Below are 23,539 nucleotides of genomic sequence, written 5' to 3' on the forward strand. Positions count from 1 at the left end.
TAAAGAGAGGAGATAAAAATTCTCTACTCTATCATCTACTATCTATACTCTCTACTCTCAAAATTTCCTCCGGAAATTTTAAACCCCTTCCGCCACCACTTCCTTCACACCCGGAACCATACGCGTTAATAACGCTTCGATTCCCTGTTTTAGGGTCATGGTTGAAGATGGGCAGCCAGAGCAAGAACCTTGCAATAATACCTTTACTTGGCCTGTTGCTTCGTCAAATGAGTGGAAGGTGATCGCGCCGCCGTCGGATTCTACCGCTGGGCGAACGTATTCGTCTAGGGCTTGCTTGATTTGTTTGATGGCTGGCGTGTCGTTAGACTGATCGTCAGCAATCGTCGCTTCTGGTAAAGAGAAAACGGGGCGTTTCTCCTCGAAATATTTCTTTAAATAAGTCTTGATCCCGAATAACTCATCTTCCCAAGCCACTGACTCGGATTTTGTTAAGGTGATGAAATTGTTCGTGATGAAAACGCGGGATACGAAATCAAATCCAAAAAGAGCGACCGCTAGTGGAGAGTTTTTCTCCTTCGTTAATCCGTCTGCTGGTTGGGTGTAATCGAATGACATGCCTTCCGGTAGTAATTCCATATTGAAGACAAACTTCATGGAATGTGGATTAGGCGTAGATTCGGTGTAAATATGGATAGTTGAAACTGTATTCATGAGGGGTATTTTAATATCTAGAACAAAGGTACAGCCTATTTGGTTTCCAAAAAACAAAAAAACCCGGCATTTTCATGCCGGGTTTTCTATGTCTAACGAATGAAATTACTCCGCCTTAGCTGCTTTCTTTGCGGCTGTTGTGGCTGGTGCTTTTTTCTCTGCTGCTGGAGCTGCTGCTTTTTTCGCAGGAGCTTTCTTAGCTGGAGCCTCAGCTGCTGGAGCTGCTTCTACTGCTGTTTCTGCTACTGGAGCTGGAGCTGCTTTCTTAGCTGGAGCTTTCGCTGGTGCATCTGCAGGAGCTGCATCAGCTGAAATAGGTAATACGTGAACGAATGAACGTCCTTTGAAACCTTTTTGGAACTTAACAACACCATCAGCTAAAGCGAATAATGTGTGATCTTTTCCGATTCCTACGTTTAAGCCAGGATTGTGAGCAGTACCACGTTGACGAACGATGATATTTCCTGCAATGATTGCTTGACCTCCAAATAACTTAACGCCTAATCGTTTTGAATGTGATTCGCGACCGTTTTTGGATGACCCGGCGCCTTTCTTATGTGCCATGTTATTATTTATTTATGCGTTCCGAAGAATCGCTTAGTTTAAGACTTATTTTACGTTAATTGACTCAATCAATACTTTCGTCAAATCTTGACGGTGACCATTCATTTTTTGGTAGGTCTTTCTACGCTTTTTCTTGAAAACTAAAACTTTCTCGCCACGAACGTGTGCAACAATTTTAGCTGTAACAGTGGCTCCAGCTACTGTGGGAGCTCCTACGGAAATTTTTCCGTCATTGTCAACAAGTAATACCTTGTCGATAACCAGTGCAGCGCCTTCTGCTCCCGCTAAACGGTGAGTGTATACAGAACGGTCTTTTTCTACTTTAAATTGCTGCCCGGCAATTTCTACGATTGCGTACATTTTTACTGTATTTAAGTGAAACAATCCCACGAGGCTAGTGATTCAAGACAAATGAAAAACTTTTAAAAGCCTTTTAAATGGGGGTGCAAATCTAAAAATTAATTCGCTTAATAGCAAACACTATTCATAAATAAATTCTCCGCAAGGGCTGCTGATGGTCAGCTTCTTAGTCGCTGAGGCTTCTACGCGGCCCACGATTTGGGCAGGAATACCAAAGGACTGGGAGATGCGGATGATTTCATCCGCGTGTGCTGGATTCGCATAGACTTCTAAGCGATGGCCCATGTTGAATACTTGGTACATCTCTTTGAAGCTGGTTCCGCTCTCTTTTTGAATCAAATCAAACAGCGGTGGAATCGAGAACAAATTATCCTTAATCACATGGACATTATTCACAAAGTGCATCACTTTCGTCTGCGCTCCACCGGAACAATGCACCATTCCGTGCAAATGAGGACGTAATTCAGTTAATAAAGCCTTCACGACCGGCGCGTAGGTACGCGTAGGGGAAAGGATCAATTGACCTACATTTAAAGGAGTTCCAGGAACCGCTTCCGTTAAGTTGCGTGAACCGGAATACACTAAATCCGAAGGAACGGATGGGTCAAAGCTTTCTGGGTATTTGTTCGCCAAATATTTTCCTAACACGTCGTGGCGTGCGGAAGTCAGGCCATTGCTGCCCATTCCGCCGTTATAAGTCGTTTCGTAATTTGCTTGGCCATCTGAGGCTAAGCCGATGATCACGTCGCCTGCTTGGATATTACCGTTTGAAATGACGTCTGAGCGCTTCATACGACCGATGACCGTGCTGTCCACGATGATTGTGCGCACTAAATCGCCCACGTCTGCGGTTTCGCCGCCGGTGGAATAAATGCCGATGCCGTTATCGCGTAGCATTTGTAGGACTTCTTCGGTCCCGTTGATGATTTCGGCGATGACCTCGCCTGGAATTAAGTTCTTATTGCGACCAATGGTGCTGGAAAGCAACATTTGGTCTGTCGCGCCCACGCAGATTAAATCGTCCGTGTTCATCACTACGGCGTCTTGCGCGATGCCGCGCCAGACGGAGATGTCACCCGTTTCTTTCCAGTATAAGTAGGCCAAAGAAGACTTCGTCCCCGCCCCATCCGCGTGCATAATGTTGCAATAGTCCGCATCACCACCCAAGATATCTGGGGAGATTTTGCAGAATGCCTGCGGGAAAAGACCTTTGTCTAAGTTCGCAATGGCTTTGTGAACATCTTCTTTCGAGGCAGAAACACCTCGTTGCATGTAACGGTCTGACGACATCGTAGGATCTATTTTAGGATAGTTTTAATTGGGCAAATTCTTTAGCAAAATAGGTCAAAATGACCTGAGCTCCGGCGCGCTTCATCGAAAGCAAACTTTCTAACATCGCTTTTTCGCCATCGATCCAGCCGTTTGCTGCGGCTGCTTTGACCATCGCATATTCACCTGAAACGTTGTAGGCGGCGATCGGTAAATTGGTATTGTCGCGGAGTAAAGAAATGATGTCTAAATAGGCCAAAGCCGGTTTGACCATCAAGAAATCCGCTCCTTCTAATTCATCTAGTTCCGCTTCACGAAGGGCTTCGCGGCTGTTTGCGGGGTTCATTTGGTAGGTCTTTTTATCGCCAAATTTGGGCGCAGACTCCAGCGCATCGCGGAATGGTCCGTAAAAAGCAGACGCATATTTCGCGCTGTAGGCCATAATACCCACATTCGTGAAACCGGCATCGTCTAAGGATTCGCGTAAATAACCCACGCGGCCATCCATCATATCCGATGGACCTATCAGTTTTGATCCGGCTTGGGCTTGTGCAACGGCCATTTTGGCTAACACCTCTAATGTCTCGTCGTTCAAAATCTCACCATTCTTAACGATCCCGTCGTGACCATCTGAACTGTAAGGGTCCATCGCCACGTCCGTTAACATCGAAATCTCCGGAAAACGGCTCGTCACAGCGTGAATGGCTTCTAAATACAAACTTCCTTTGCGGTGAGATTCAGTCGCTAGCGAATCCTTGCGGTCCTCTGCTACTTGAGGGAAAAGGGCGTAAGAGGTAATTCCTAGGTTCAAACACTCCTCGATTTCTTTCAATAAAAGGTCGGTAGTGTAGCGGTAAATGCCCGGCATCGACTTGATTTCGGTTTTAGTGGCGAACCCATCCATCACAAAAAGAGGGAAGAGTAAATCCTTCACCGAAAGGCGATTTTCCTCCACCATCGTGCGGATAGCGGCACTGGAACGGTTACGACGCGGTCTATTCAACATAGGAATTGATTTTGAACCTGCAATTTAGGCATAAGCCCTGATTCCGCAATAAAAAAAGGGGGATTAAAGGCGGCGATTCGATAAATCCCGCACTTGCTCTTGGAGATCACGAACGAGGCCCACGTAGGCTTCGAATTCATAACGGGAAACGGGAGCGGTCGAACCTCCGGGATCGGCGACGCCGGAGAAATGAGGATAGTCTTTGGGCTTAAAAAGCAAGGATAAATCTACTTCAAGTACGGCCGCAATTTGCTTCATGCGACTTAAAGATGGGTCAGTTAGGCCGCGTTCAATTTTAGAATAGGCCGATAAAGTGATTCCTATCTCCGTGGAAACGTAATCTTGGCTGTAGCCTTTGTCTAACCGAGCCTTTCGAATTAAAGTAGGAAATTCTATCATTGCAGTAAAATTCCTAAACTATCAGGAAAAATAGTAGTCACTAAAATGACAAAATATATACTTGAAATATAATACACGCAATTAAATTGCGTTATAATCCATTAATGTCCAGCCTTTCTCTTGATCTTGCTCGAATTTCATGCCTAATTTTGCAATAATCGTCTGTAAATCTGCAGTAATATCCGTGGATTTTTCGACATAGTTTTGGAAGAATTCCTGTAAAGATCCGCCGTAAACCTGCTCGCAGATGCGGATGAAATCAGCTTTCGTGTAACCTTTTTTCAAAGTGCCGAATTCCGCGTTCATAGCTTGCATAACTTGACGGAGCGAGCTGCCGTTTTTTGCCTGTAATTGTAGGTCCAAAGCCAAAGCGACCACCGCCCCCTTGTAATAAATCGATGAGCGCTTGTTAGGCAAGCTCGTCCCATAACCATCCAGCCATAAATCGATCGAACTTTCCTCCAGCGACTGTTGCGCATCAGCGTCGCGGTCAAAATGCAATTTCAAGTTTCCTAATAAACCGGCGAGGTATTCTTGGCGAGACCAAACGCCTGATTCATACAAAAACCAATCCCCTACATAAGTCGTGATTCCCTCTACCACCCAACCCGTTGAAAAGGGGATTTCGCGGTCGTAAGCATAAGGGAATAGTTCTTTAGGCCGAATTGTCGCGATGTTCCAAACGTGAAAGAGTTCATGAGAACCTAAGCCGATCAAATCTTCATAGGCATCGCGGTCCGGCGGACCCATCACCATCATCGTGGATTTCGTGTGTTCCACGCCGTGGTAATAAGGCGTAGGACAAACCCAAAGCATGTAATGGTATTCTTTGACGGGGAAAGTGCCCATCCAGTCGAGCTGGGTTTGGGTGAATTTCTCGTAGGCGTCTGTCAGTTTTTTCGTCAAAGCCTGACGCGAACCCACCACATCGATAGCAAATTTCACACCATTGCATTTCCATTTGTGTTGAAAGATGGCCGGTGCGGCGATGTAGGGCGAATCCACTAGTTCGCGATATTTTCCACCATTTTTAAAGGTGCAAACGCTCTGCCAACCAGCTTGTTTTTCGATTTGGATTTCGCAACGCTCGTTTTCGCGACCCTTCACATACAGAAGACAGTTGATGAAATTGATGTAAAGTAAGTCGGGTTCCACCACTGATCCACCCGCATCGGGTTGATTCGCATAATAACTGTAGCGAATTTCTACGGGTTCCGATGCTTCTAGTTCCCAGGTGGAAGAGGCTGTTTTAGCAATTGCAACGGGAACACCTCCGCTGTATGCCTTTAAAATATGAATGTTTTTAGCAAAGTTTTGAGCCTGGTAGCGACCTGGGCGCCAAATAGGTAATTGAATCACCTGTTTGCCCGGTTTACGTGGGGTAAACTGAAAGGTGATGTCCAAATAGTTCGGCTGCGCCGAAGGTTTCAGAGCGTACAGGTTTGGCATTAGGCTAATACTTCTTGTAGAATTTGCAAGGAACGAATCTCTCCGAAATTTTCCATGTGCAATTGATAATAATTGAGCATTCCGGCCAATAATTCTTTGCGTTCCGCCCGGTGAAGTACAATGGGGTGACCGTAATCCGCGTGAATCAAGGCATCCAATTCTGTGAAATTAGGCACGATGCAGCCGGCAGCTTTTAACTGCTGGTAGAATTCCGCGGCATTACCTGCCCCAAAACCCAGAAAAGCCGCTAATTGCCACAAAAACTGCAAATGGAAATTTTCGAAATTTGCCTCTGCGCGATCTAGATATTGCATGGAATGGCTCAAGAACTCGAACAGAGCGGGATTTGCCTCCTCTTCTTTCAATACTTTGCTCAAAACTTCAGAAAGAAATAAGGCTAAAGACGACTTCGCGATATCGAAGGGAATAGCCTGGTAAGGGAAGAAGCATTTGGCCTCTGAAATCCGGTGTAAACCCTTGCCCGGCTTGTGGTAGACTTCTAAATCCAACAAGGTGAGTGGTTGGAAGAGGGCCATTTTATGCTTGGCTTTGGCAGAACGCACCCCGTTTTCAATGTAAGAACTGATCCCCATTTCCGCGGTGTAGACGTTCACCAGGATCGAGGTTTCCCGATACCGCATGTAGGAAATGACTATGCCTCGTGTTTTAGTTAGCATTCGTATCGACCATCGGAATACCGGTTTCGTCCGAAATTCGCTGTAAAATTTCTTCGATTGTATCTGATTCTTTGAAGCGAATCGGGTCTTTAAATTCCACGCTCAGAGTCGTGTTACGTTTCTTTAAGAAAAAGCCTTTCTTGTCAAAAGCGCGGCGAAAACCGTTGATTTGGACAGGAACGACAATCGGATTCTCCGCCTTAATCAAGTGAGCGGTTCCTTTTCTGATCGGTGCAAAAGCGCGGGTAGTTCCTTGTGGAAAACTGATGACCCAACCGAATTTCAGGCCTTTCCCTACTTTAGTTTGGGCTTCTAAATCTACTTCTCTTTTTACGTCTTGGCCGTGTGCACGCCACGAACGGTTCACTAAAATCGCCCCAGCTAAAGAGAAAATCCGCGGCAAAAATCCATCCTCCTTCATCGTCTCCGTAGCCGCCACATAAAACAGGCGAGAACGCGGAGCTAACAGGTAAAAGGGGAAGCGAATGCTGTTGTTCATCCGCCATTTCACGGAGAAGAAGATGTGGTAGAGGCAAATCACGTCCATGAAATAGGTTTGGTGATTCGACAGGAACAAGACGCCTTCGCGAGGCAAATCCTGAATCTTTTCCGTGCCTTTAATCTCTGTTTTATTGTAAATACTCAAACGAGCATAAGTCAACCAACCTAATACAAATACGATAATGCGCTTCATACCGATGGGATTCCCAAACGGATCGCGACGGACCAGACCCCAGCGGTCCAGGCAATCAAAAAACTTCTTTAAAAAGGTTATACTCTTAAAATCCACCGCTCTTTTCTTTGCCTTTTGTGGCTGGTTTTGTTTTTGTTGGTTCTTTCTTTACCGGTGCTTTCTTCACCGGAATCAATGGTTTGTAATACGAAGTGAAGCGCTTGATGAAGGCATTCTTTTCTTCTGCGGCAGCCTCTACGACTTTAATTCCGCCTTTTTTCTGCGTCTTTAACGACTCTCTCACCGCGGCAAGGAAGGAATTATCCGAAGAATAAACGCCTAACTCACCCTCAAAATAAGCGAAATAATACCAAAGATCTTCCGATAATTCCCAATAGGCGTAAAACTCTTCCTTGTTTGGCTTCTTAACCACCTCCATAAATCCTTTAATCGTCGCATTCACATCTACCGGTCCCACGTTAATCAGAGGCAAATCCCCAATCGAATAAAAAGCACTCAAATTAGGCGACCAAGCCCATTTTACGGAGGAGAAATTAATCATGCTCGTGAATTCAGGATCCACTTTATCTAGGGCCAAATGCTCCCGATCCATGCGTGCTTTTGTGGCCTCGGGAATTTTTTTGCCTAAAATCGGTTCCACCCGCTTTAAGTATTCATCTCGATCCGCCGGTTCATCGGCGGCGGCAGTTAGTAAACCTTCCTCTAAATTATATTTGACAATGCGATCGCCCATTTTCTGCAGAATGGGAACCGGCACTTGGAACTGTAAACTCAGCCAGGATTCGATGCGTGGAATCAGCGTGTCGATGGACATGGAAATCTTGCCAAAAGACCGAACTAGTTTGTTACCCGTGAATAATTGCACCATTCCGTCCGTGTCCACACGCTTTTTCGGAATCGATAAATGCATCTGCGATTCCACATTTTTAATGCTATAAACCTCAGCAGCCTCCGTCACTTCGCCGGCCGCTTTGAACAAAACTGGGTCGTCTTCATTCGACATCGGGCCTAAGAAAGAAGGGTATAATTTATTCGCCGCATTCACGAAAATGCCGGCGGTGACCGAGCGACCGAGTTCGTCTTTTAACTCGTCGTTCACCACAATTCCCTTCGAATTCGCGAACGGAATCCAGGCCGTTTTGAACTTCAACGTGCCTAATAAAGGCCTGATCGAGCCCTTGAATTCCAAGCTCGGTTTTTCAGAAAGAAAAAACACATCGCCCTTAAATTCTTGGTGCGAGGTTAATTTTAAAGGGGTTTTCTCGATGTAGCGTGCTTCAGCTCTGATTCCTTCGGGCAGAAAATCGAAGTTCTTCATCGGGATTACCAAACTGTCGCTTCCCTCTACCGGCAGTAGATAATTCGCGGTTCCCGTAAATCGATTCGCGTTAGCGGTGACGGTGTTAATGTTTGCCAAAACGTGGCCATTCACCGTCGCCCTCGCACCTATCAAAGATTTGAATTGGCCGCCCTTCGCAATGGCAAGCAAGCCTTTTGCCGGATAAACCGTCGCTGGTCCGATCTCGATTTCCTTCACTCCCTCTAGCGAAATGACCTCGGAGACTTGATCCAACACGCCAGATTTTGCCGTGATAGGGCTGGCTTTCGAAGTGGAATCTAGGGTTTGTAAAACGGGCCTCTGTAACTTAATTTTTTGGTTTTTTTGCTCCCAAACCGCCCCTGTGTAAGCGGTTTTATATCCTTGAATCGGCAATAAAGCTGGCGATTCCTCCACCGGTTTAAAAGTCAGATTCACGGCCCCGGGTGCGGCTTCGATCGAAATCCGTTCCGCGTTGAAAACCGGTTTCTTCAATCCAATGGTGAGCGATGCATCCTTCGATTTCCACGTCGCAGGTTGGAAATAATACAGTTCTGATTTCAGTTTTCCATCACCTAAGGTAATGTCGCCCTTCCCAAATACCTGCTTCTTGTGCATCCAAACCGGCCCCTCTAATTGCAACTGATTCGCATAGAGTGCAAAGGAATTCTTCTCCGGATAAATCGCTAGCGAATCCTCGCGCGGCAACCAAGTGAATCGGTGACCAGGAAGACTCGCGATGGGTCCTTTTTTGTTTGCCATCTCCCCTAGTTTCCCCTCCGATCCGACACTAATTAGCGAATCCGGGTAAAGGAAGGCCTCTTTCATGGATGATTGAAAACCCTCCATGGCAAAAGATCCTGCCGTATGAAGGCCCTTTTTGTCCATTTCCAGCGGGGCGCTTAGGCTGAGGTTGGCCTTGTTTTGATAGATTTTTAGGGGCGTTTTCTGGGTGTAGGTAAAACCAAAACTTTGGTCCGGCTTCAAGATCAATTGCGTGCTTAAGGGAGGTAAAAGCCCTTTAGAGTGAAAGGTACCCACAAATACCGGTGCCTTTTGGGTCAAACTATCCAGAGCGATGCTAGGAACTTTAAAATAGTAGGTCGAATCATACACCCCTTTCGCGCGCCATGGCTCGTCGAAGTGGGCGGTCATTCCTTTGGGAATAATTAATTTAGGGTATTCTGCTACGCCAAAACGTCCCGACTTATTTCCTGGTGGACTCAAAATCAGAGATCCAGATCCATAGCGAAAAGCTCCTCCAAATTCCTTGGATTGGCCTTTAGGGATAAATGTAATCGAATCAATCTGCGCGAATTGAGCCGTAAAGTCGTTGAATTTGAAGGCAAAATCTGGGCCTCGGAAACGGTAATCGCCGATCTTGATTTCGCCTAGGAAATTAAAGTCGCGGCCTTTTTGGAAGGTCAACGCCTCATCATAGGGAATAAATTCCGCCTTCAAGGAATCCGAAATCATCACCTGCTGAATACCCCGAATGCGCAATTTCTTGTCCACTAAATCGAGGGAAATCGAGGCCGAATCCGCATCAAGGTTTTCGCCCATCGAGGCCGCATAAAAGGTATCAAAATCCTTTTTCTCATAGGCTACCCTCGCGTAATGCCGCCCCAAAGCCGTAAAAGAATACAAATCGTCCACCACTTGCATGTAGCCAGCATCCACATAAGACTGAAAACCGGAATGAATCTGCTCCGGCCTGCGATTCACTAAAACTGCTAGGTCGCCGATGGTCGCCGCCTCCACTTTATTTTCGACTAAATAGCGGTACAAGATCCGCATAGGGCTATAATTCAGCAATCCTTGTAAATCTTGAATACGGCCGTCATTATAATAATCCTTTGACTCAAGCCAGGCAGGAACCTGGTTTCGGCCGGAAATTTGGTAAAAATCGATACGCTTTTCTTTCACTCGCAACACCCCTAAATCAACTGACATCCGCATCTCGTGGAACGTGTCTTCGAACAAGGCGCGGTTCTTTGCACCGGTATTTTTCTTGAAATGAAAGGTCTGGTTTTTCGGGTAATACTGACCGGCTACATCCCCTCGAAATAGGGAATCGTTTTCGCTCAATGGGCTACTCCAACGACCTGATGGAACTAATATGGTGGAATCTGGCAGAAACCAAATCAGCGGAGCTGACATCGTTCCCAGTTTTTGGAAATGCAAAGCTCCATCCCGCAATCCTTTGCGCAGATCCTTGAAGACAGGTTTGCCTGCCGCGGACCACACATCCCCCGTCATTTCGGTGGATTCTGTTCCTTTAAATTCGAAGGCAAAATATTTCTCTTTTCGCCGTAAGGTAAGCGATCCCTCGCCATTTAATTCGCGTTCGTTTTCGATCCAATCCGCCGATACAAACCGTAATGTACCATTCGCCGGCTGAAATTGCATCGCATCGATTTGTAGACGCGCGTTCTTGTGACCTAATTTATCACCAGGAATTTCTCCGCCTTTGGCCATACCTGTTTTCGACTTTTCGTCCCAGGCAAATTCCGTCACCTGAAAAACAAGGCTGTCATTAGCAACCCGATAGGTGATTTCCGAAGGGCCCCACTGGTTTTTCTCTATCTGAGCGCCATTCACGCGCAGCGAATAGGGCCCCACCTGAATCTTTTGCGCAGAAAGGCTAAAGCTCAGGGCTAGGGTGAAAAGCAGGATGCGAAAGAATGTAATCGTATTCTTCATAAAGGGATAAAAATACATAAAATATTCAGATATTTGGGTCAAAATAATCCCTATGTCTAACGTACTTTCCTTATTTAAAGATATCAAAGCCTTCATTTTTGACATCGACGGTGTGATGACGGACGGCAATGTACACGTTCTGGAGACAGGCGAACATTTCCGAACCTTCTACATACGCGATGGCTATGCGCTAGAAAAAGCGCGTGAGGCTAATTTTCAAATGTGCGTAATAACAGGTGGAAGTCATCCGGGGGTCAAAAAACGTTTAGAAAATCTCAAGTTTCAACACATCTATTTCGGTTTAGGTGGGAAAGATAAGCTGGAAACTTATTTAGAATTATTGCCAAAATTAGGGGTTAAAGAGAACGAAATCTTATATATGGGAGACGATATGGCTGACCTGAAGGTCTTGTCTCGCCCAGATATTTTGAGCACCTGTCCGGCAGATGCGATTCCTGAATTACACCAAGTCGTGAAATACGTTTCGCCATTTAATGGTGGCCGCGGTGCGGTGAGAGATGTGATTGAAAAAGTATTAAAACTCCAAGGAAAATGGGCTTAATCTTGCCAGTGAAAGGGATATCGCCTGTTTTAGGAGAAGACAATTGGGTCGCACCTAATGCCACGATTGTGGGAGATGTGCAGACCGGAAAGCAGTGCACGATTTGGTTCAATGCGGTTGTTCGCGGGGATGTGAATTCCATCCGCATCGGCAATTATTCGAATATTCAAGACGGTGCCGTGGTGCATTGCACCTACCAAAAAACCGTCACTTCCATAGGCGATTATGTTTCTATCGCACACAATGCCATCGTTCACGGTTGTACCATCGAAGACAATGTACTCATTGGGATGGGGGCCATCGTGATGGACAACGCGTACATCGAAGAAGGCAGTATTGTGGCGGCAGGAGCAGTAGTCACCCAAGGAACACGGGTGCCGGCTGGCACTATTTATGCGGGCAACCCGGCGAAATATTTAAAAGATGTCAGCCCAGAGGCGGCTGAAGTTTTCAAGCGCACGGCCTATAATTATGTAGAATACGCGTCTTGGTTTTCAAATCCTACCCAATGAGTAACGACCCACTTCACGGTGTAACCTTAGAGAAAATCTTAACGGATCTAGTCGATTTATTAGGCTGGGAAGAGATGGCTCGCAAGATCCGAATTAACTGCTTTGCGAGTGATCCGAGTATCAAATCTAGCTTGACATTCTTGCGTAAGACGCCATGGGCGAGGGCGAAGGTGGAGACGCTGTATATTTGGAATATTAAAAAGATCGAAAAGAAAAAGGCGAGTTCAGCCTCTAATCTGGAAGATTAGTTTCGCAAATTCACTAGCCAGCCAAAAATAGCCGCGGTGATAAACATCACAATGCTATACACCACCGCTGGAATCGTCATTGTTCCATTTCCGATCACATTCAAGGCAATAAAGATCGCCAAAGATCCATTGTGAATCCCGATCTCCATCCCTATCGCGATGGCCTGCTTCTTCTCCAAATTCAATAGCCGAGGTAGAAAATAACCGATCGAAAGACAGGCGATATTGAATAATAGACAGGCTAAACCTACCGTTCGAATATCCGCCATCAAGTGATCACGCTCCTTCCATCCGGCTAAAACGATGATCAAGGCAAGGAAAATAGCAGAAAGAATTTTAACCGGCGACTCAAGTTTTTGCGCGAATTCGGGGACCTTTTTTCTGATCAACATCCCGATTGAAACGGGTAAAATCACAATCAAACACACTTCCAAGACTTTAGAAAATTGCAAGGGAACGTAGGCGTCTTGCTGCATCAATAATTTCATCGACAGATTGACGATGAGCGCAATCGAGATGACGGAAAGAATGCTGTTGAGGGCTGTGAGGGTGACATTGAGGGCTACATCGCCTTTCGCGATGTGCGAGTATAAATTCGCGGAAGGGCCGCCGGGAGCAGCGGCTAAAAGCATTAAGCCGACGGCTAATTCAGGGGGTAAGTTCAGCCCTTTCGCGATGAAAAAACAGATGATGGGCAGCAGGATCATTTGGGTTCCTAGGCCCACAATGACCGCTTTGGGGTACTCGTACACGCGCTTGAAATCCGCAATCGTGAGTGACAAACCCAGGCCTGTCATAATGATGGCGAGGGCGATGGGCATTAAAACCACGGAGAGAAAGCTTGCTTGCATGCGATATTTTTTAAACCTTGCGGTCGTTAAAATTAAAGAAATACTTGATCTTTCTCCTAAAAATCTTTGCTCGTTTAGCGCTTCGCCTGTTTTGCCCGTCCCTCGTGGTGAAAAATGCGGAGCTGATGAAAACCAAAGGCCCCGTTCTATTAGTCGTTAACCACCCGGATTCTTTTTTAGATGCGGTCATCATAGGCGCATTGTATCCGCGAAATATCAACTATTTAGCGCGGGGTGATGTGTTCAGAAACCCTGTTTTCGGATTTTTGCTGAGGCAATTAAATATGCTTCCCGTCTTTCGCCAACGTGAGGGAAAAGAGCACCTGCACCTGAATTCAAACACCTTTCAAAAGGCAGTGGAATGCCTCCGGAACGACGGAATTGTATTGATTTTCATCGAAGGAATCTGCCTGAATACCCACGATTTGCAACCTTTTAAAAAGGGCGCGAGCCGCATTTTAGAGAGTGCGCATGCGGAAGGAATTTTCCCGATTGTTCAGATTGCGGGGATTGGGTATTCGAGTTTTACGGCTTTTGGGAAGGGAATTCACCTGGCATTTGAAAACATGTCGTGGCCTACGCCTATCGTGGACGCGACAGATCGAGTGAAATTTAATGCGGCGGTTTTTGAGAAGATGGAACGCTTGATTGAGGTGCCGCAGCACGTGGGATTCCCGCGCGGTTTACTCTACTATTTTGCCTTGCCTTTGTATATCCCGATGCGGGCTTTTGCCTACGCGAAAACGAAAGGTTCTGTCTTTTATGATTCGGTTTTGTTCGCCCTTTTGCTTTTTACTTTCCCCGTCTACGTCGCGCTCGTGGTGACAATTGTTCTAAAGGTCAGGTTGATTCTGGGCTGATGCACTTTCGTGGTGGGCGGCAGACGATGCAGCCAGTGGGTTTGGGTTTCGCCTTTCATGACTAAAAGGCTTCCAGCTTCTAGAAACACGTCTATTTTTTCGCCGGACTGCTTGTGCTTGAAACAGAATTTTCTTTCTGCGCCAAAACTAAGCGAGCCAATTGCCCCATTTTTCCGCAAATCTTTTTCGCCATCACTGTGCCAGGCCATTCCTTCGGAGCCGTCGTGGTATAAGTTCAAAAGGCAGGAATTATAGGTTTCGCCGGAGTGCTTTTCCGCGAGGGATTTTAAGGCTTGCAATTCAGGTGTCCAAGGCAAGGCCGTCTTCGTGGTATTGCTGTAGGTGTACGAAAAAGGCTGGTCTCCGTACCAAGCCACTTTGCGTTTCGTGATGATGCGTTTGCCATAAATGACCGCCTCATCGTTGCGCCATTCAATGCGATCTAATAAGGCCTGTGCCATTTCAGCTGCTTCCGTAGAAGACATCAATTTTCCATAATAATGAACGATTCCGTCGCCTGGAAGCAGGTTTATAGAAGGGTCCGCAGGAAAATCGAATAGTTCCATTTTAGTTCAGACGTCTAAGACTGATGGCGCAGCCGCCTCCGCGTTGCAAACGGAAAGTCATTTTTGACTTCGCGGTTACAAGGCGTTTTTCGACTACGTAGGCTTCTGGATTCTTCTCAAAATCGGCGTCATCTGCGTCGCGGTAGAGCAACGCTTCGTAGGTTTTATCTGGATCTAAAAAGTCTAAATCGAAAGACATATTTCTGGCCGTCGCGTTCGTGATCGAACCGATGAACCAGGTGTCTTTGTTTTTTGCCTTACGCGCAATTGTTACGAATTCGCCCGGTTCTGCGGTGATGATTTTCGTATCGTCCCAGTCCACCGCGACGTCCTTGATGAATTGGAAGGCGTCTAGTTTAGGCTCGTAATTTTCTGGCAAATCTGCCGCCATTTGTAATGGGCTGTAGATGGTGACGTAGAGGGCTAATTGTTTGGCCAACGTAGAGCGTACTTTCGTCGTCCGCGTCGAATCGAATTGATTCAAGTTCATGTGGAAAAGTCCCGGCGTATAATCCATCGGGCCACCCATCAAGCGGGTGAATGGTAGAATAGTCGTGTGTTCTGCGTTAATTCCAAGCGTAGGCGCGTTGTTAAATTCCGATCCACGGGCGGCTTCTGCGGCCATCCAGTTCGGATAGGTACGATGCAAGCCCGTCGGGTGAACGGACTCGTGTGAATCGACCATCAGGTGGTACTGCGCGGCTTTCTCAGCGACGCGGTTGTAGTGGTTCACCATCCATTGGCTGTCGTGGTGCTCGCCGCGCGGGATGATTTTACCTACATAACCCGTCTTAACGGTGTTGATTCCTTTGTCCACCATAAATTGGTAGGCTGCGTCCATTCGGCGCTCGTAATTCGTCACCGAACTCGAGGTTTCGTGGTGCATAATTAGCTTCAAGCCTTTAGATGCGGCATATTTTGTGAGGGTGTCGATTTGGTAATCCGCGTAAGGTGTCACAAAATCGAATACTTCTTCCTTCCAGTTTCCGAACCAATCTTCCCAGCCCGTGTTCCAGCCTTCCACTAAGACACCGTCGAATCCGTGCTTGCCCGCAAAGTCGATGTAGCGTTTCACGTTCTCCGTATTTGCGCCGTGTTTGCCACCAGCCAAAGGCCAGTTTGCTTTACCCACGTGCATTTCCCACCACATGCCCATGAATTTTTGGGGCTTGATCCAGGTGGAATCCTTGATTTTTGAGGGCTCGTTTAGGTTCAAGATTAGTTTAGAGGCCAAAATCTGTTCCGCCTTATTCGAGATCACCACCGTTCTCCACGGGGTGTTAAATGGCGTCTGTGCGTAGGCCTTATTTCCCACCGCATCAGGCACTAAAGCGGATGTAAATTCGAGTCCCTCCAGTTTCAAATGCATCGCCGGGTAATTCACTAATGCCGCCTCGTGCACATTCACATACATGCCGTCCGTGGACTTTAACATCAGGGGAGTTTGGACGAAGTTTTTGCCCATTAAAGACGTCACCGCGATGTCTTTTTCCTTTGCCGCTGCGGCTAGAGCATCGATTTCGGAGATTTTAGTTCTTTGGTAGGTATATTCATTCGTATCGTAATCTCCCGGAATCCAGAAGGCATTGTGGTCGCCCGTCATCGTGAAAGAAGACCACTCGTTATCGACGATAAAATGTTTGAAATTGTCTTGCGAAGGGAAGAAATAACGGAAGCCGATTCCATCATCAAAAACGCGGAAAATCACGTCCATTAACACCCCAGATTCCTTCAAATGCAGGGTCAATTCCTTGTAGTTATTTCTGATCTCCTTTACCTCGCCCCACACCGGTTTCCAGGTGCCGTCCACGATGGTAGAATCCACGCCTAGGATTTGGAATTTACGTAATTCTAATGCCGGCTTTTTCAGGGTTAGACCTAAGTCGGAGGCTGCTATTACTTCTTTGGCTTTATAAAAAACCTGGTATTTAAGGGCTCTGTCTGCACCTTGCGATACTTGAATCGAAATTTGATCTGTAGGCGAAGCTATCTTAAACGATTTTTGGGCGAATAAAGAGACGCTCAAAAGCAGGAGAAGAAGGGTTTTGTTCATACCGCGAAATTACTAAATTAATAGATTAAACGGTAAATGAACGCCAAAATTGCCTAAGGTAAAAACTCGATCGCCGGCTTCTTTCCTGTCTTCACAAAAGCGCGCATCGCATCGAATGCCTTCGCCGTCTGTGCATCCGTGAACTGACAATGGGCCTGACCATTCGTGTATTTAACGGCAAAATATTGATCGCGTCCTTGCGCATGAATCATATTTTCAATGTTCGTCACGGCATAGGAAACCGGAATTAATTGATCGTAAATCGTGTGCATTAATAGGACAGGCTTATCAATTTTTCCCGTGCGATCGTAGCGCGCAAAGAGCTCTGCCTGATCCTTCGTGGCAGGTAAGCGTTCCGCTACTGCGTTTACTTTCAAGTTATCTGGGAAGCCCGTGTAAAGCGTTTCCGTGTTGTCAAAAGGATTGCCTTTTAGCTTGAGGGCGATGTCGCGTAACACGTTTTGGTTAAAAAATAAGGCCCCAGGCAGGTCATCGAATTTCAAGTCAAAACGCTTCGCAAAAGCTACTGCTAACACGGAGTCTTTCTGCAACAAAGCCTTTTTGATCTCCCCCATTCGTTTGCCTGCGGTTGCAAAGGATACGAAACCGACAGAGCTATTGACGTCAAAAATATCTTTCAACGAAGGCACAATTCCAGGAAACAAACCGTTCATCGTCGCGTACATATCGTACTCTTTTCTGCACTGTAAATACGGGCGTGAAGAAAGTGGACATAAGGGTAATCCGCCATTATAATGTTGGCCAAAATTCTCCAAAGTCGCGAACGTAATTCCACCGCCCATCGAGTGCCCCATCATAAAGGTCGAGTCCGGCTGGCCCATCTTTTTGATAAAGGCTTGGCGCAATTCTTCGGTCGCATCAACTCCCTCCGGTAAGGCAAAACCTTGGATAGGGTAATCAGACGCCGCAATGGCAAAACCACGATCTAAAATCACCTGCAAGCGCTTATCCAAACCCGCATTTGCACTCGCCGCTGGGGTTCCCATAAACTGATAACCATGGGCATACATCACGAGTTTTTTGTTCCAATTTTTAGGCATCAAAACCTGATATCCGCCCCCTTTCAGGGTGCCTAAATCAATTTTTTCTTGGGCGAAAAGGGTGGTGCTGAGTGCGAGGAAGAGGAATAGTTTTTTCATAGTGCTAGTTAAGAGAAAGCAAAATAGGGAAAAAATGGTAATTTGCAGTATGGAGAAGCCCTATATCGTCGACCAAAAATTCGAGAAAGAAAGCACACTCGCCATCGGCGAATACGAACATTGCGTTTTCAAAAACTGCCAGTTTGAATCAGAAGATTTCAAAAATTTCCAATTCGTGGACTGCACCTTTGAATCTTGCAATCTCAGTTTAGTCAAACTCAGCGGAGCAGCGCTCCAAAAAGTACATTTCAAAGACTGCAAAATGCAGGGCCTTCGCTTCGAAGCCTGCAATCCTTTTTTATTCGAAGTAAGCTTCAATACCTGCGTTTTAAACCTGTCTTCCTTCTACCAAATCAAGGGAAAAAAGACGAAGTTCGCGGGCTGTTCCTTGCACGAAGTGGACTTCACAGAATCCGATTTCTCAGAAACCATTTTCGATGATTGCGATTTGGCTGGGGCGCTTTTTGACCAGACTAATGTGAGCAAAGCGGACTTCCGTAGCGCCTTTAATTTTGTGATTCATCCGAGCATTAATCAGATCAAGAAAGCGAAGTTTTCGAATGATGGATTGGCGGGATTATTGCAGGGCTTTGACATCTCTATATCCTAATATGAAAAAAATCTTATTCCTACTCCTGCTGAGCACCACGCTTTTCGCGAAAGGCCGCTATCCTCGTACGATCGTGACAACTGACGGCGAAATCGATGACGTAGACACCTTCATCCGGATGCTGTTGTATTCGAATGAATACCAGCTGGAGGGTTTGGTCTATTCGAGTTCGATGTGGCATTATAAGGGCGACGGGAAAGGGACCAAGTTCACCTCTGAAATGGAGATGACCCGCCAGATGTACGGTGCGAAAACAGACCTTCGCTGGCCGGGCGTTCAATGGATTCAAGATTTATTGAAAGCGTATGGACAAGTTCATCCGAACCTGATTTTACATGACAAAAACTACCCATCTCCTGCCTATTTAAACTCACTGGTCAAGGTGGGGAATATCGATTTCGAAGGAGAAATGGAGCAGGTAACCGAGGGTTCGGAATGGATCAAAGCAAAATTGTTAGACAACGATCCGGAGCCCATCTACTTGCAAGCCTGGGGTGGAACCAATACGATTGCCCGCGCTTTGAAATCGATAGAAGAAGCTTATTCGAAGGCGCCAGATTGGGCAAAAATCAAAGAAAAAATCTCTCGAAAAGCCATCCTCTACACGGTGATGGACCAAGATACTACCTTGAAGAATTACATCGCTAGAAATTGGCCGCAGATTCGCGTGTTTTACAATGCGCAGCAGTTTGCCAGTTTCGCTTATCCATGGAAGCGCGTGATGCCTAAGGCGACGCAACCCTATTTTGAGGGAACCTATATGGGGCCTAAAATCATCCAGAATCACGGGCCTTTATTGAAGATGTATTATGCCTATGGAGATGGCCAAAAACAACCCGGCGACGACGAGCACATACACGGTGATCCGACCAAATTGAAAGATGCGCAATGGGGATCTTTCCAACCTTTTGACTTTATTTCCGAAGGAGATTCACCCGCTTTCTTGCACCTAGTGGATGTGGGATTGAATAACTTGAACAACCCATCCTATGGTGGTTGGGGTGGTCGATTCGCTCTAGCGGAGGGAAATCCGTATCGTTTCGAAGACAACGAAAAGGCGGCGGATTTCAATCCGGATACCGGTAAATTAGATATTTCTTATTCCCAAACCCGCTGGTTAATCGCCGCGCAAGAAGACTTCGCAGCCCGCGCAGATTGGTGTGTGAAATCGTTCAAAGATGCGAACCATGCACCGCAAGTAACGGTCAGTGAAGGCATGTATGTGTACGCAAAACCAGGCGCAAGTCTTGACCTTCATGTGATCACTAGAGACCCCGATGGGCACGCCATTAAGCTGAAGGTTTGGCCCTATTCGGAGGCTGGATCTGGTAAAGTAGACGTGCAACTAGAAAACGCAACGGTAAAAGTGCAAATACCAGCGACCGCAAAAAAAGGTGACACTTTTCACGTCGTGGTCGAAGGAACAGATACGGGTTCGCCGGCTTTGACGAGGTACAGGAGAGTGGTGACTACTATAAACTAAATTCCCTCATGATCACACTTCAATTAGTCAAAGCCAAGGTGGAGATGAAGGGCGTTTTAGCCTTACAGCAAGCTAATTTGCGTAAAAACATTACGCAGGAAGAAGCGGAGACGGAGGGTTTTTTGATGGCGGAATATGACCTTGATTTTCTGGAATTGCTGAACCAAAAAAGCCCAGGTATCATTGCGAAAGATAGAGAAAAAGTGGTGGGATACAGTTTAGTCGCGTTGCCAGAAACGGCACGCCAGCATCCTTTATTAGCAGATCTGGTGCAGAATATTGAACGCTGCATTTTCGAAGGTAAGCCGGTTGAAAATTATGCGATTGTGGCTCAGCTTTGTGTTTCGAAAGAGTATAGGGGACAGGATTTGGTCCAAAAACTCTACGGAAGTTTCCGAGATCATTATGCTAATCGTTACACGTATTGTGTAACAGACGTCGCCCAGGCAAATCACCGTTCGCTAAAAGCGCATCAAAAACGTGGATTCCAAGTAATTGATACCTTAGATTATGGTGGAATTGGCTGGAATATTGTGTTGTGGGATTGGAATAAAAAAACTTTTTAAGGGATACGGTGATATACCATAATGCTCAAAATACTGCGGTCGTAATAATTCAAATTAGGGCGTTGCTGAAAGGCGTGCAAATAACCCACATCAACTGTTAAATTATCTCGTAAAGGAATACTGACTCCGGCAAACATCCGGTGTTGGTCTAACTCATTCGCAGGATTTTCCTGCGCCGCATTCAATAAAATTTCTGTATTCACTTTTCCCTGTATTCGCTTGATGAAGGGAAATAAGGCTTGAATTCGGTAACGAAGACGGTAATTGCTGAAGTTAATGTCATCCGTCAGTTCTGTACGAGTCGCATTCGTTACCCGGTTAAAGCGCATCTCTGATCTGAAACGATGATCCAGCCGAACTTTGGACCAGCGATGTTTGTATACGATATCTAGATGAGGGCGGTATTCCGGAATGGCTAGTCTATTCGCCGTTCGCGGATCATTAGGCGTGTTTAGGAAAAGGGCTGCTCCAGCAGAAAGATCCCAATTATCCCCTATCGTATGATGCACATGCGCTCTAAAAGCATTTTGGTGGTGCACTAATGGGTCTACAAAATGACGGGTATGTGCCTCGCCTTGAACATACCATTTCGCATTTAAAGAATGAGTGAGGTAATATCCGTACCAAACTTGGGATTGATGCTCTATTAGACCTTGGCTTTGCGCTGCGAAGACCGGGAACAAAAAGAAAAATACATACTTCATTTGGCAAAGATACAATTTTATTCTATAAAAACGATAGACTAAGTATTCTTTGTGTATTTCTACCTAAAAAACTAACTAAACAGCACATAAGCCACCGCCAATGTCACAAACACATTAAATAACTGCGCGATTAAGAAAGCGTATAAAGGCTTCTTTCCTTCCTTCGAGAATAGGTCTGAAAACTTGGTTTCTAAACCGATGCTAGTGAAAGCTAGGGCAAACCAAAGTCCTTGCAAAGCCTTGAAACCTCCCTTCACTGAATCGATCGTTTCGGATGAAATCACGAACGAGAACAATAGAGAAGCAGCGATGAATCCCAAAACGAACTTAGGGAAACGTTCCCAAATAATCGCTCCCGTTGGCTTCGCTTCTTGTACTGCCGAAGACTGATTATTTGTCACCGTCCAATAAATTGAAATCGCAAATGCCGCAAAGCCCAAAAGTACGTTTTGGGAGAATTTAACAATCGTCGAAATCTTTAAGGCCTCCTCGCCTACCATCGTTCCCGAAGCAATCACCGCACCCGTCGTATCAATCGTTCCGCCTAACCAAGCGCCGGTTACCGCTTGCGAAAGACCCAAAGCTTGCGCAATAAACGGCAAAAAGATAATCATCGGAATCGCTGTAATCAAGACGATGGAGATGACATAGGATAGTTTTTTGGAATCCCCTTTAATGGCTCCAGACGTTGCAATCGCAGCTGAAACACCACAAATAGAAACCGCACTAGAGATCATGATGGCGAATTCTTCGTCGATGCCCATTTTTTTGGAAACCCAAAACGCAAAATACCAAACCGAAATCACCACCACTAATGCTTGAATCAAACCGAGTGAACCGGCCTTCAAAATGTCTCCAAAAATTACGCTCGTTCCTAATAGGATCAAACCGATTTTCACGAACAATTCCGTCGAAAGGGATTCCGTTAACCACGCCGGAAGCGTGAAGAAATTACTCAAAACCAACCCGATCGTTAAGCTGAAAATCACCGCTTCCAAGTTCCAATTTTTCAAGAATGAGTTCCCTGCTAACACTAGTGCAAGTGAGGTAAGCACGAAAACAATGGGAAAACCTTTGGCCGTACCTGCTACACTTTTGCCTAAAACACTTGCCGCGAGAATCGCGATGATGTACGCGAAAATGAATAGCTGACCCAGCTTTACTAGGTTGCCGGCCGTGATTACCTTTTCGGTTAAATCACTCGTGGTCTCCCATCCGAAAGAGGGAGATGGAATTTTCACCCCTAAAAGGGCGACACCGATGATGATAAATCCAAGAAGGACGACTGTCCAATCTTCAGTTAAAAGGCTCTTCTTCATTATTTTGCTGGAGTCAACACAATGTTTCTGTATTCCACTGGACCGTGGTCGCCTTGCATCATGATAGGACCCGGCGCTGCTTCGTCGCTGTCCATCGCGCCGCCGGTGATGCCGGGGATGTTTTGTTCGACGATGACTTTTTGGCCATTTAAGGTCACGGAGACCTTGCGTCCCACTAAAGTGATGTCATAGGTTTGCCATTCACCGGATGGTTTTGCGGCTTGGAAAAGCGGATCGATAAAGCCGTAAATACCGCCTAAATAGATGCTGTAAGGCTCTTTCCCAAAACTGTCTTCCACCTGCACCTCGTAACGGCCGCGCAAGTACACGCCACTATTACTTCCTGGAGGAAGACGGAATTCGATGTGTAATTTGAAATCGTTGAACTTTTGTTCGGTGCATAAATTTGCACCAGAAGCAGGACTTTTCAGCACGCCGTTCTCTGCGATCCATTGGTTTTTAGGACCTAAGGCTTTCCAGCCTGTTAAATCTTTTCCATTAAATAGGGTGATCGGTTTTTGCCAAACCGGTTCCGCAGTTCTCCACAAAGAGGGAGCACGAACGCCCGTAAAGGCCATCGCTTTGCCGTTTGGTTTTACGATCGTTCCCGACAATTTTCCTTCTTTTAAATCCCCTTCGAATGACATGTAAGCTTCTTCTTTCTCCCACTGTGGCGGAATCTTAAACGACACGTGGCCATCCTTAAAAAACACCTCAGCAATAGGTCGCGAAGAACCACCATCTCCCACAAAATGGCCAAACAAGGTCTTGTGTCCTGAGTGGCGAACCTCTAACCAAGACGGGGCCGTCGATACTCCGCCATTGCGGTTTTCCATGGATACGTTTAAGTCCCAAGCTCCTTCTAAAGGGTGGTGTTCTTGTGCATAAGCACTCGTCGCGAAAGCGAATAAAGCAAAGAATAATTTTTTCATAG

At 46.2% G+C, this 23,539-nt stretch carries 23 protein-coding genes and 1 pseudogene; 7 read left to right on the forward strand and 17 right to left on the reverse strand.

The features are described 5' to 3' along the window. Window positions 1–78 precede the first annotated feature (78 nt). The 10 genes and pseudogenes from G9X62_RS04965 to G9X62_RS05010 all read right to left on the reverse strand — a co-directional run bounded on the left by G9X62_RS04965 (window position 79) and on the right by G9X62_RS05010 (window position 11,111). A complete protein-coding gene (locus G9X62_RS04965; protein ID WP_223131666.1) occupies window positions 79–672 on the reverse strand; it encodes a NifU family protein in 594 nt (197 codons plus the stop codon). 306 nt (window positions 673–978) lie between these two features. Next, window positions 979–1,236, reverse strand: a pseudogene (rpmA, locus tag G9X62_RS04970) (50S ribosomal protein L27); the annotation flags it as partial. A 45-nt stretch (window positions 1,237–1,281) separates the two neighbouring features. Further along, window positions 1,282–1,596: a 50S ribosomal protein L21 gene (gene rplU / locus G9X62_RS04975; protein ID WP_130922523.1), complete on the reverse strand. Its 315-nt coding sequence runs from the start codon at window positions 1,594–1,596 to the stop codon at window positions 1,282–1,284. Between the two features lie 120 nt (window positions 1,597–1,716). Then, window positions 1,717–2,886, reverse strand: coding sequence for an AIR synthase related protein (locus tag G9X62_RS04980; protein ID WP_223131667.1), 1,170 nt, complete (start codon window positions 2,884–2,886; stop codon window positions 1,717–1,719). Between the two features lie 13 nt (window positions 2,887–2,899). After that, a complete protein-coding gene (gene hemB, locus G9X62_RS04985; RefSeq protein WP_223131668.1) occupies window positions 2,900–3,871 on the reverse strand; it encodes a porphobilinogen synthase in 972 nt (323 codons plus the stop codon). Between the two features lie 63 nt (window positions 3,872–3,934). Continuing rightward, window positions 3,935–4,270: a helix-turn-helix domain-containing protein gene (locus tag G9X62_RS04990; RefSeq protein WP_223131669.1), complete on the reverse strand. Its 336-nt coding sequence runs from the start codon at window positions 4,268–4,270 to the stop codon at window positions 3,935–3,937. 81 nt (window positions 4,271–4,351) lie between these two features. Then, on the reverse strand, window positions 4,352–5,719 hold the full coding sequence (locus G9X62_RS04995; RefSeq protein WP_223131670.1) for a M61 family metallopeptidase: 1,368 nt from the start codon (window positions 5,717–5,719) through the stop codon (window positions 4,352–4,354). Next, on the reverse strand, window positions 5,719–6,360 hold the full coding sequence (gene recO, locus G9X62_RS05000) for a DNA repair protein RecO (RefSeq protein WP_315857631.1): 642 nt from the start codon (window positions 6,358–6,360) through the stop codon (window positions 5,719–5,721). The genes G9X62_RS04995 and recO overlap by 1 nt, the downstream gene beginning before the upstream one ends. Before the next feature lie 25 nt (window positions 6,361–6,385). Further along, entirely contained in the window at window positions 6,386–7,090 is a 705-nt protein-coding gene (locus tag G9X62_RS05005) for a lysophospholipid acyltransferase family protein (protein ID WP_223131672.1), read from the reverse strand. 85 nt (window positions 7,091–7,175) lie between these two features. Then, window positions 7,176–11,111, reverse strand: a complete 3,936-nt coding sequence (locus G9X62_RS05010; RefSeq protein WP_223131673.1) for a hypothetical protein — start codon at window positions 11,109–11,111, stop codon at window positions 7,176–7,178. A 52-nt stretch (window positions 11,112–11,163) separates the two neighbouring features. Here G9X62_RS05010 and G9X62_RS05015 point away from each other — a divergent pair, with 52 nt between their 5' ends. Genes G9X62_RS05015 through G9X62_RS05025 form a run of 3 tightly spaced genes read left to right on the forward strand, consistent with a single transcriptional unit; the run spans window position 11,164 to window position 12,433 of the window. Continuing rightward, entirely contained in the window at window positions 11,164–11,673 is a 510-nt protein-coding gene (locus G9X62_RS05015) for a KdsC family phosphatase (RefSeq protein WP_223131674.1), read from the forward strand. Beyond that, window positions 11,664–12,185: a gamma carbonic anhydrase family protein gene (locus G9X62_RS05020; protein WP_223131675.1), complete on the forward strand. Its 522-nt coding sequence runs from the start codon at window positions 11,664–11,666 to the stop codon at window positions 12,183–12,185. The genes G9X62_RS05015 and G9X62_RS05020 overlap by 10 nt, the downstream gene beginning before the upstream one ends. Next, window positions 12,182–12,433: a VF530 family protein gene (locus G9X62_RS05025; RefSeq protein ID WP_223131676.1), complete on the forward strand. Its 252-nt coding sequence runs from the start codon at window positions 12,182–12,184 to the stop codon at window positions 12,431–12,433. Before G9X62_RS05020 ends, G9X62_RS05025 begins: the two co-directional genes overlap by 4 nt. On the opposite strand, the gene G9X62_RS05030 is transcribed toward G9X62_RS05025, so the two are convergent. Next, window positions 12,430–13,284, reverse strand: coding sequence for a bile acid:sodium symporter family protein (locus tag G9X62_RS05030; protein WP_223131677.1), 855 nt, complete (start codon window positions 13,282–13,284; stop codon window positions 12,430–12,432). The two genes, G9X62_RS05025 and G9X62_RS05030, sit on opposite strands and share 4 nt — an antisense overlap. A 44-nt stretch (window positions 13,285–13,328) precedes the next feature. Here G9X62_RS05030 and G9X62_RS05035 point away from each other — a divergent pair, with 44 nt between their 5' ends. Then, window positions 13,329–14,144: a 1-acyl-sn-glycerol-3-phosphate acyltransferase gene (locus tag G9X62_RS05035; protein WP_223131678.1), complete on the forward strand. Its 816-nt coding sequence runs from the start codon at window positions 13,329–13,331 to the stop codon at window positions 14,142–14,144. On the opposite strand, the gene G9X62_RS05040 is transcribed toward G9X62_RS05035, so the two are convergent. From G9X62_RS05040 to G9X62_RS05050, 3 genes are read right to left on the reverse strand one after another with little or no spacing between them, the layout of a single operon-like run. After that, the gene (locus G9X62_RS05040) at window positions 14,090–14,710 is read right to left on the reverse strand and encodes an alpha-ketoglutarate-dependent dioxygenase AlkB family protein (RefSeq protein ID WP_223131679.1); all 621 of its coding nucleotides are present in this window, start codon (window positions 14,708–14,710) and stop codon (window positions 14,090–14,092) included. The genes G9X62_RS05035 and G9X62_RS05040 overlap by 55 nt on opposite strands. Before the next feature lies 1 nt (window position 14,711). Further along, window positions 14,712–16,763: a glycoside hydrolase family 97 protein gene (locus G9X62_RS05045; protein ID WP_223131680.1), complete on the reverse strand. Its 2,052-nt coding sequence runs from the start codon at window positions 16,761–16,763 to the stop codon at window positions 14,712–14,714. A 53-nt stretch (window positions 16,764–16,816) separates the two neighbouring features. Then, a complete protein-coding gene (locus tag G9X62_RS05050) occupies window positions 16,817–17,923 on the reverse strand; it encodes an alpha/beta hydrolase (RefSeq protein WP_223131681.1) in 1,107 nt (368 codons plus the stop codon). A 34-nt stretch (window positions 17,924–17,957) separates the two neighbouring features. Between G9X62_RS05050 and G9X62_RS05055 the strand changes: the two genes are divergently transcribed. Genes G9X62_RS05055 through G9X62_RS05065 form a run of 3 tightly spaced genes read left to right on the forward strand, consistent with a single transcriptional unit; the run spans window position 17,958 to window position 20,582 of the window. Beyond that, window positions 17,958–18,533 carry a pentapeptide repeat-containing protein gene (locus G9X62_RS05055; protein ID WP_223131682.1) on the forward strand — a complete coding sequence of 192 codons (576 nt, stop codon included), beginning with the start codon at window positions 17,958–17,960 and terminating at the stop codon, window positions 18,531–18,533. 1 nt (window position 18,534) lies between these two features. Further along, on the forward strand, window positions 18,535–20,016 hold the full coding sequence (locus G9X62_RS05060) for a DUF1593 domain-containing protein (protein WP_223131683.1): 1,482 nt from the start codon (window positions 18,535–18,537) through the stop codon (window positions 20,014–20,016). An 8-nt stretch (window positions 20,017–20,024) separates the two neighbouring features. Then, the gene (locus tag G9X62_RS05065; RefSeq protein ID WP_223131684.1) at window positions 20,025–20,582 is read left to right on the forward strand and encodes a GNAT family N-acetyltransferase; all 558 of its coding nucleotides are present in this window, start codon (window positions 20,025–20,027) and stop codon (window positions 20,580–20,582) included. Here G9X62_RS05065 and G9X62_RS05070 read toward each other — a convergent pair. The 3 genes from G9X62_RS05070 to G9X62_RS05080 all read right to left on the reverse strand — a co-directional run bounded on the left by G9X62_RS05070 (window position 20,579) and on the right by G9X62_RS05080 (window position 23,537). Then, a complete protein-coding gene (locus G9X62_RS05070) occupies window positions 20,579–21,286 on the reverse strand; it encodes a DUF2490 domain-containing protein (protein WP_223131685.1) in 708 nt (235 codons plus the stop codon). The genes G9X62_RS05065 and G9X62_RS05070 overlap by 4 nt on opposite strands. 71 nt (window positions 21,287–21,357) lie before the next feature. Further along, the gene (locus G9X62_RS05075) at window positions 21,358–22,605 is read right to left on the reverse strand and encodes a YeiH family protein (protein WP_223131686.1); all 1,248 of its coding nucleotides are present in this window, start codon (window positions 22,603–22,605) and stop codon (window positions 21,358–21,360) included. Then, the gene (locus tag G9X62_RS05080; protein WP_223131687.1) at window positions 22,605–23,537 is read right to left on the reverse strand and encodes a 3-keto-disaccharide hydrolase; all 933 of its coding nucleotides are present in this window, start codon (window positions 23,535–23,537) and stop codon (window positions 22,605–22,607) included. Before G9X62_RS05080 ends, G9X62_RS05075 begins: the two co-directional genes overlap by 1 nt. Window positions 23,538–23,539 lie beyond the last annotated feature (2 nt).

The sequence above is a fragment of the Aquirufa lenticrescens genome, from assembly GCF_019916085.1.
Taxonomy (GTDB): Bacteria; Bacteroidota; Bacteroidia; order Cytophagales; family Spirosomataceae; genus Aquirufa; species Aquirufa lenticrescens.

What these genes read in the sequence shown, in the direction of transcription:
- G9X62_RS04965 (WP_223131666.1), bottom strand. Translation starts at nt 672, where the DNA reads ATGAATACAGTTTCAACTATCCATATTTACACCGAATCTACGCCTAAT.
- rplU (WP_130922523.1), bottom strand. Translation starts at nt 1,596, where the DNA reads ATGTACGCAATCGTAGAAATTGCCGGGCAGCAATTTAAAGTAGAAAAA.
- G9X62_RS04980 (WP_223131667.1), bottom strand. Translation starts at nt 2,886, where the DNA reads ATGTCGTCAGACCGTTACATGCAACGAGGTGTTTCTGCCTCGAAAGAA.
- hemB (WP_223131668.1), bottom strand. Translation starts at nt 3,871, where the DNA reads ATGTTGAATAGACCGCGTCGTAACCGTTCCAGTGCCGCTATCCGCACG.
- G9X62_RS04990 (WP_223131669.1), bottom strand. Translation starts at nt 4,270, where the DNA reads ATGATAGAATTTCCTACTTTAATTCGAAAGGCTCGGTTAGACAAAGGC.
- G9X62_RS04995 (WP_223131670.1), bottom strand. Translation starts at nt 5,719, where the DNA reads ATGCCAAACCTGTACGCTCTGAAACCTTCGGCGCAGCCGAACTATTTG.
- recO (WP_315857631.1), bottom strand. Translation starts at nt 6,360, where the DNA reads ATGCGGTATCGGGAAACCTCGATCCTGGTGAACGTCTACACCGCGGAA.
- G9X62_RS05005 (WP_223131672.1), bottom strand. Translation starts at nt 7,090, where the DNA reads ATGAAGCGCATTATCGTATTTGTATTAGGTTGGTTGACTTATGCTCGT.
- G9X62_RS05010 (WP_223131673.1), bottom strand. Translation starts at nt 11,111, where the DNA reads ATGAAGAATACGATTACATTCTTTCGCATCCTGCTTTTCACCCTAGCC.
- G9X62_RS05015 (WP_223131674.1), top strand. Translation starts at nt 11,164, where the DNA reads ATGTCTAACGTACTTTCCTTATTTAAAGATATCAAAGCCTTCATTTTT.
- G9X62_RS05020 (WP_223131675.1), top strand. Translation starts at nt 11,664, where the DNA reads ATGGGCTTAATCTTGCCAGTGAAAGGGATATCGCCTGTTTTAGGAGAA.
- G9X62_RS05025 (WP_223131676.1), top strand. Translation starts at nt 12,182, where the DNA reads ATGAGTAACGACCCACTTCACGGTGTAACCTTAGAGAAAATCTTAACG.
- G9X62_RS05030 (WP_223131677.1), bottom strand. Translation starts at nt 13,284, where the DNA reads ATGCAAGCAAGCTTTCTCTCCGTGGTTTTAATGCCCATCGCCCTCGCC.
- G9X62_RS05040 (WP_223131679.1), bottom strand. Translation starts at nt 14,710, where the DNA reads ATGGAACTATTCGATTTTCCTGCGGACCCTTCTATAAACCTGCTTCCA.
- G9X62_RS05045 (WP_223131680.1), bottom strand. Translation starts at nt 16,763, where the DNA reads ATGAACAAAACCCTTCTTCTCCTGCTTTTGAGCGTCTCTTTATTCGCC.
- G9X62_RS05050 (WP_223131681.1), bottom strand. Translation starts at nt 17,923, where the DNA reads ATGAAAAAACTATTCCTCTTCCTCGCACTCAGCACCACCCTTTTCGCC.
- G9X62_RS05055 (WP_223131682.1), top strand. Translation starts at nt 17,958, where the DNA reads ATGGTAATTTGCAGTATGGAGAAGCCCTATATCGTCGACCAAAAATTC.
- G9X62_RS05060 (WP_223131683.1), top strand. Translation starts at nt 18,535, where the DNA reads ATGAAAAAAATCTTATTCCTACTCCTGCTGAGCACCACGCTTTTCGCG.
- G9X62_RS05065 (WP_223131684.1), top strand. Translation starts at nt 20,025, where the DNA reads ATGATCACACTTCAATTAGTCAAAGCCAAGGTGGAGATGAAGGGCGTT.
- G9X62_RS05070 (WP_223131685.1), bottom strand. Translation starts at nt 21,286, where the DNA reads ATGAAGTATGTATTTTTCTTTTTGTTCCCGGTCTTCGCAGCGCAAAGC.
- G9X62_RS05075 (WP_223131686.1), bottom strand. Translation starts at nt 22,605, where the DNA reads ATGAAGAAGAGCCTTTTAACTGAAGATTGGACAGTCGTCCTTCTTGGA.
- G9X62_RS05080 (WP_223131687.1), bottom strand. Translation starts at nt 23,537, where the DNA reads ATGAAAAAATTATTCTTTGCTTTATTCGCTTTCGCGACGAGTGCTTAT.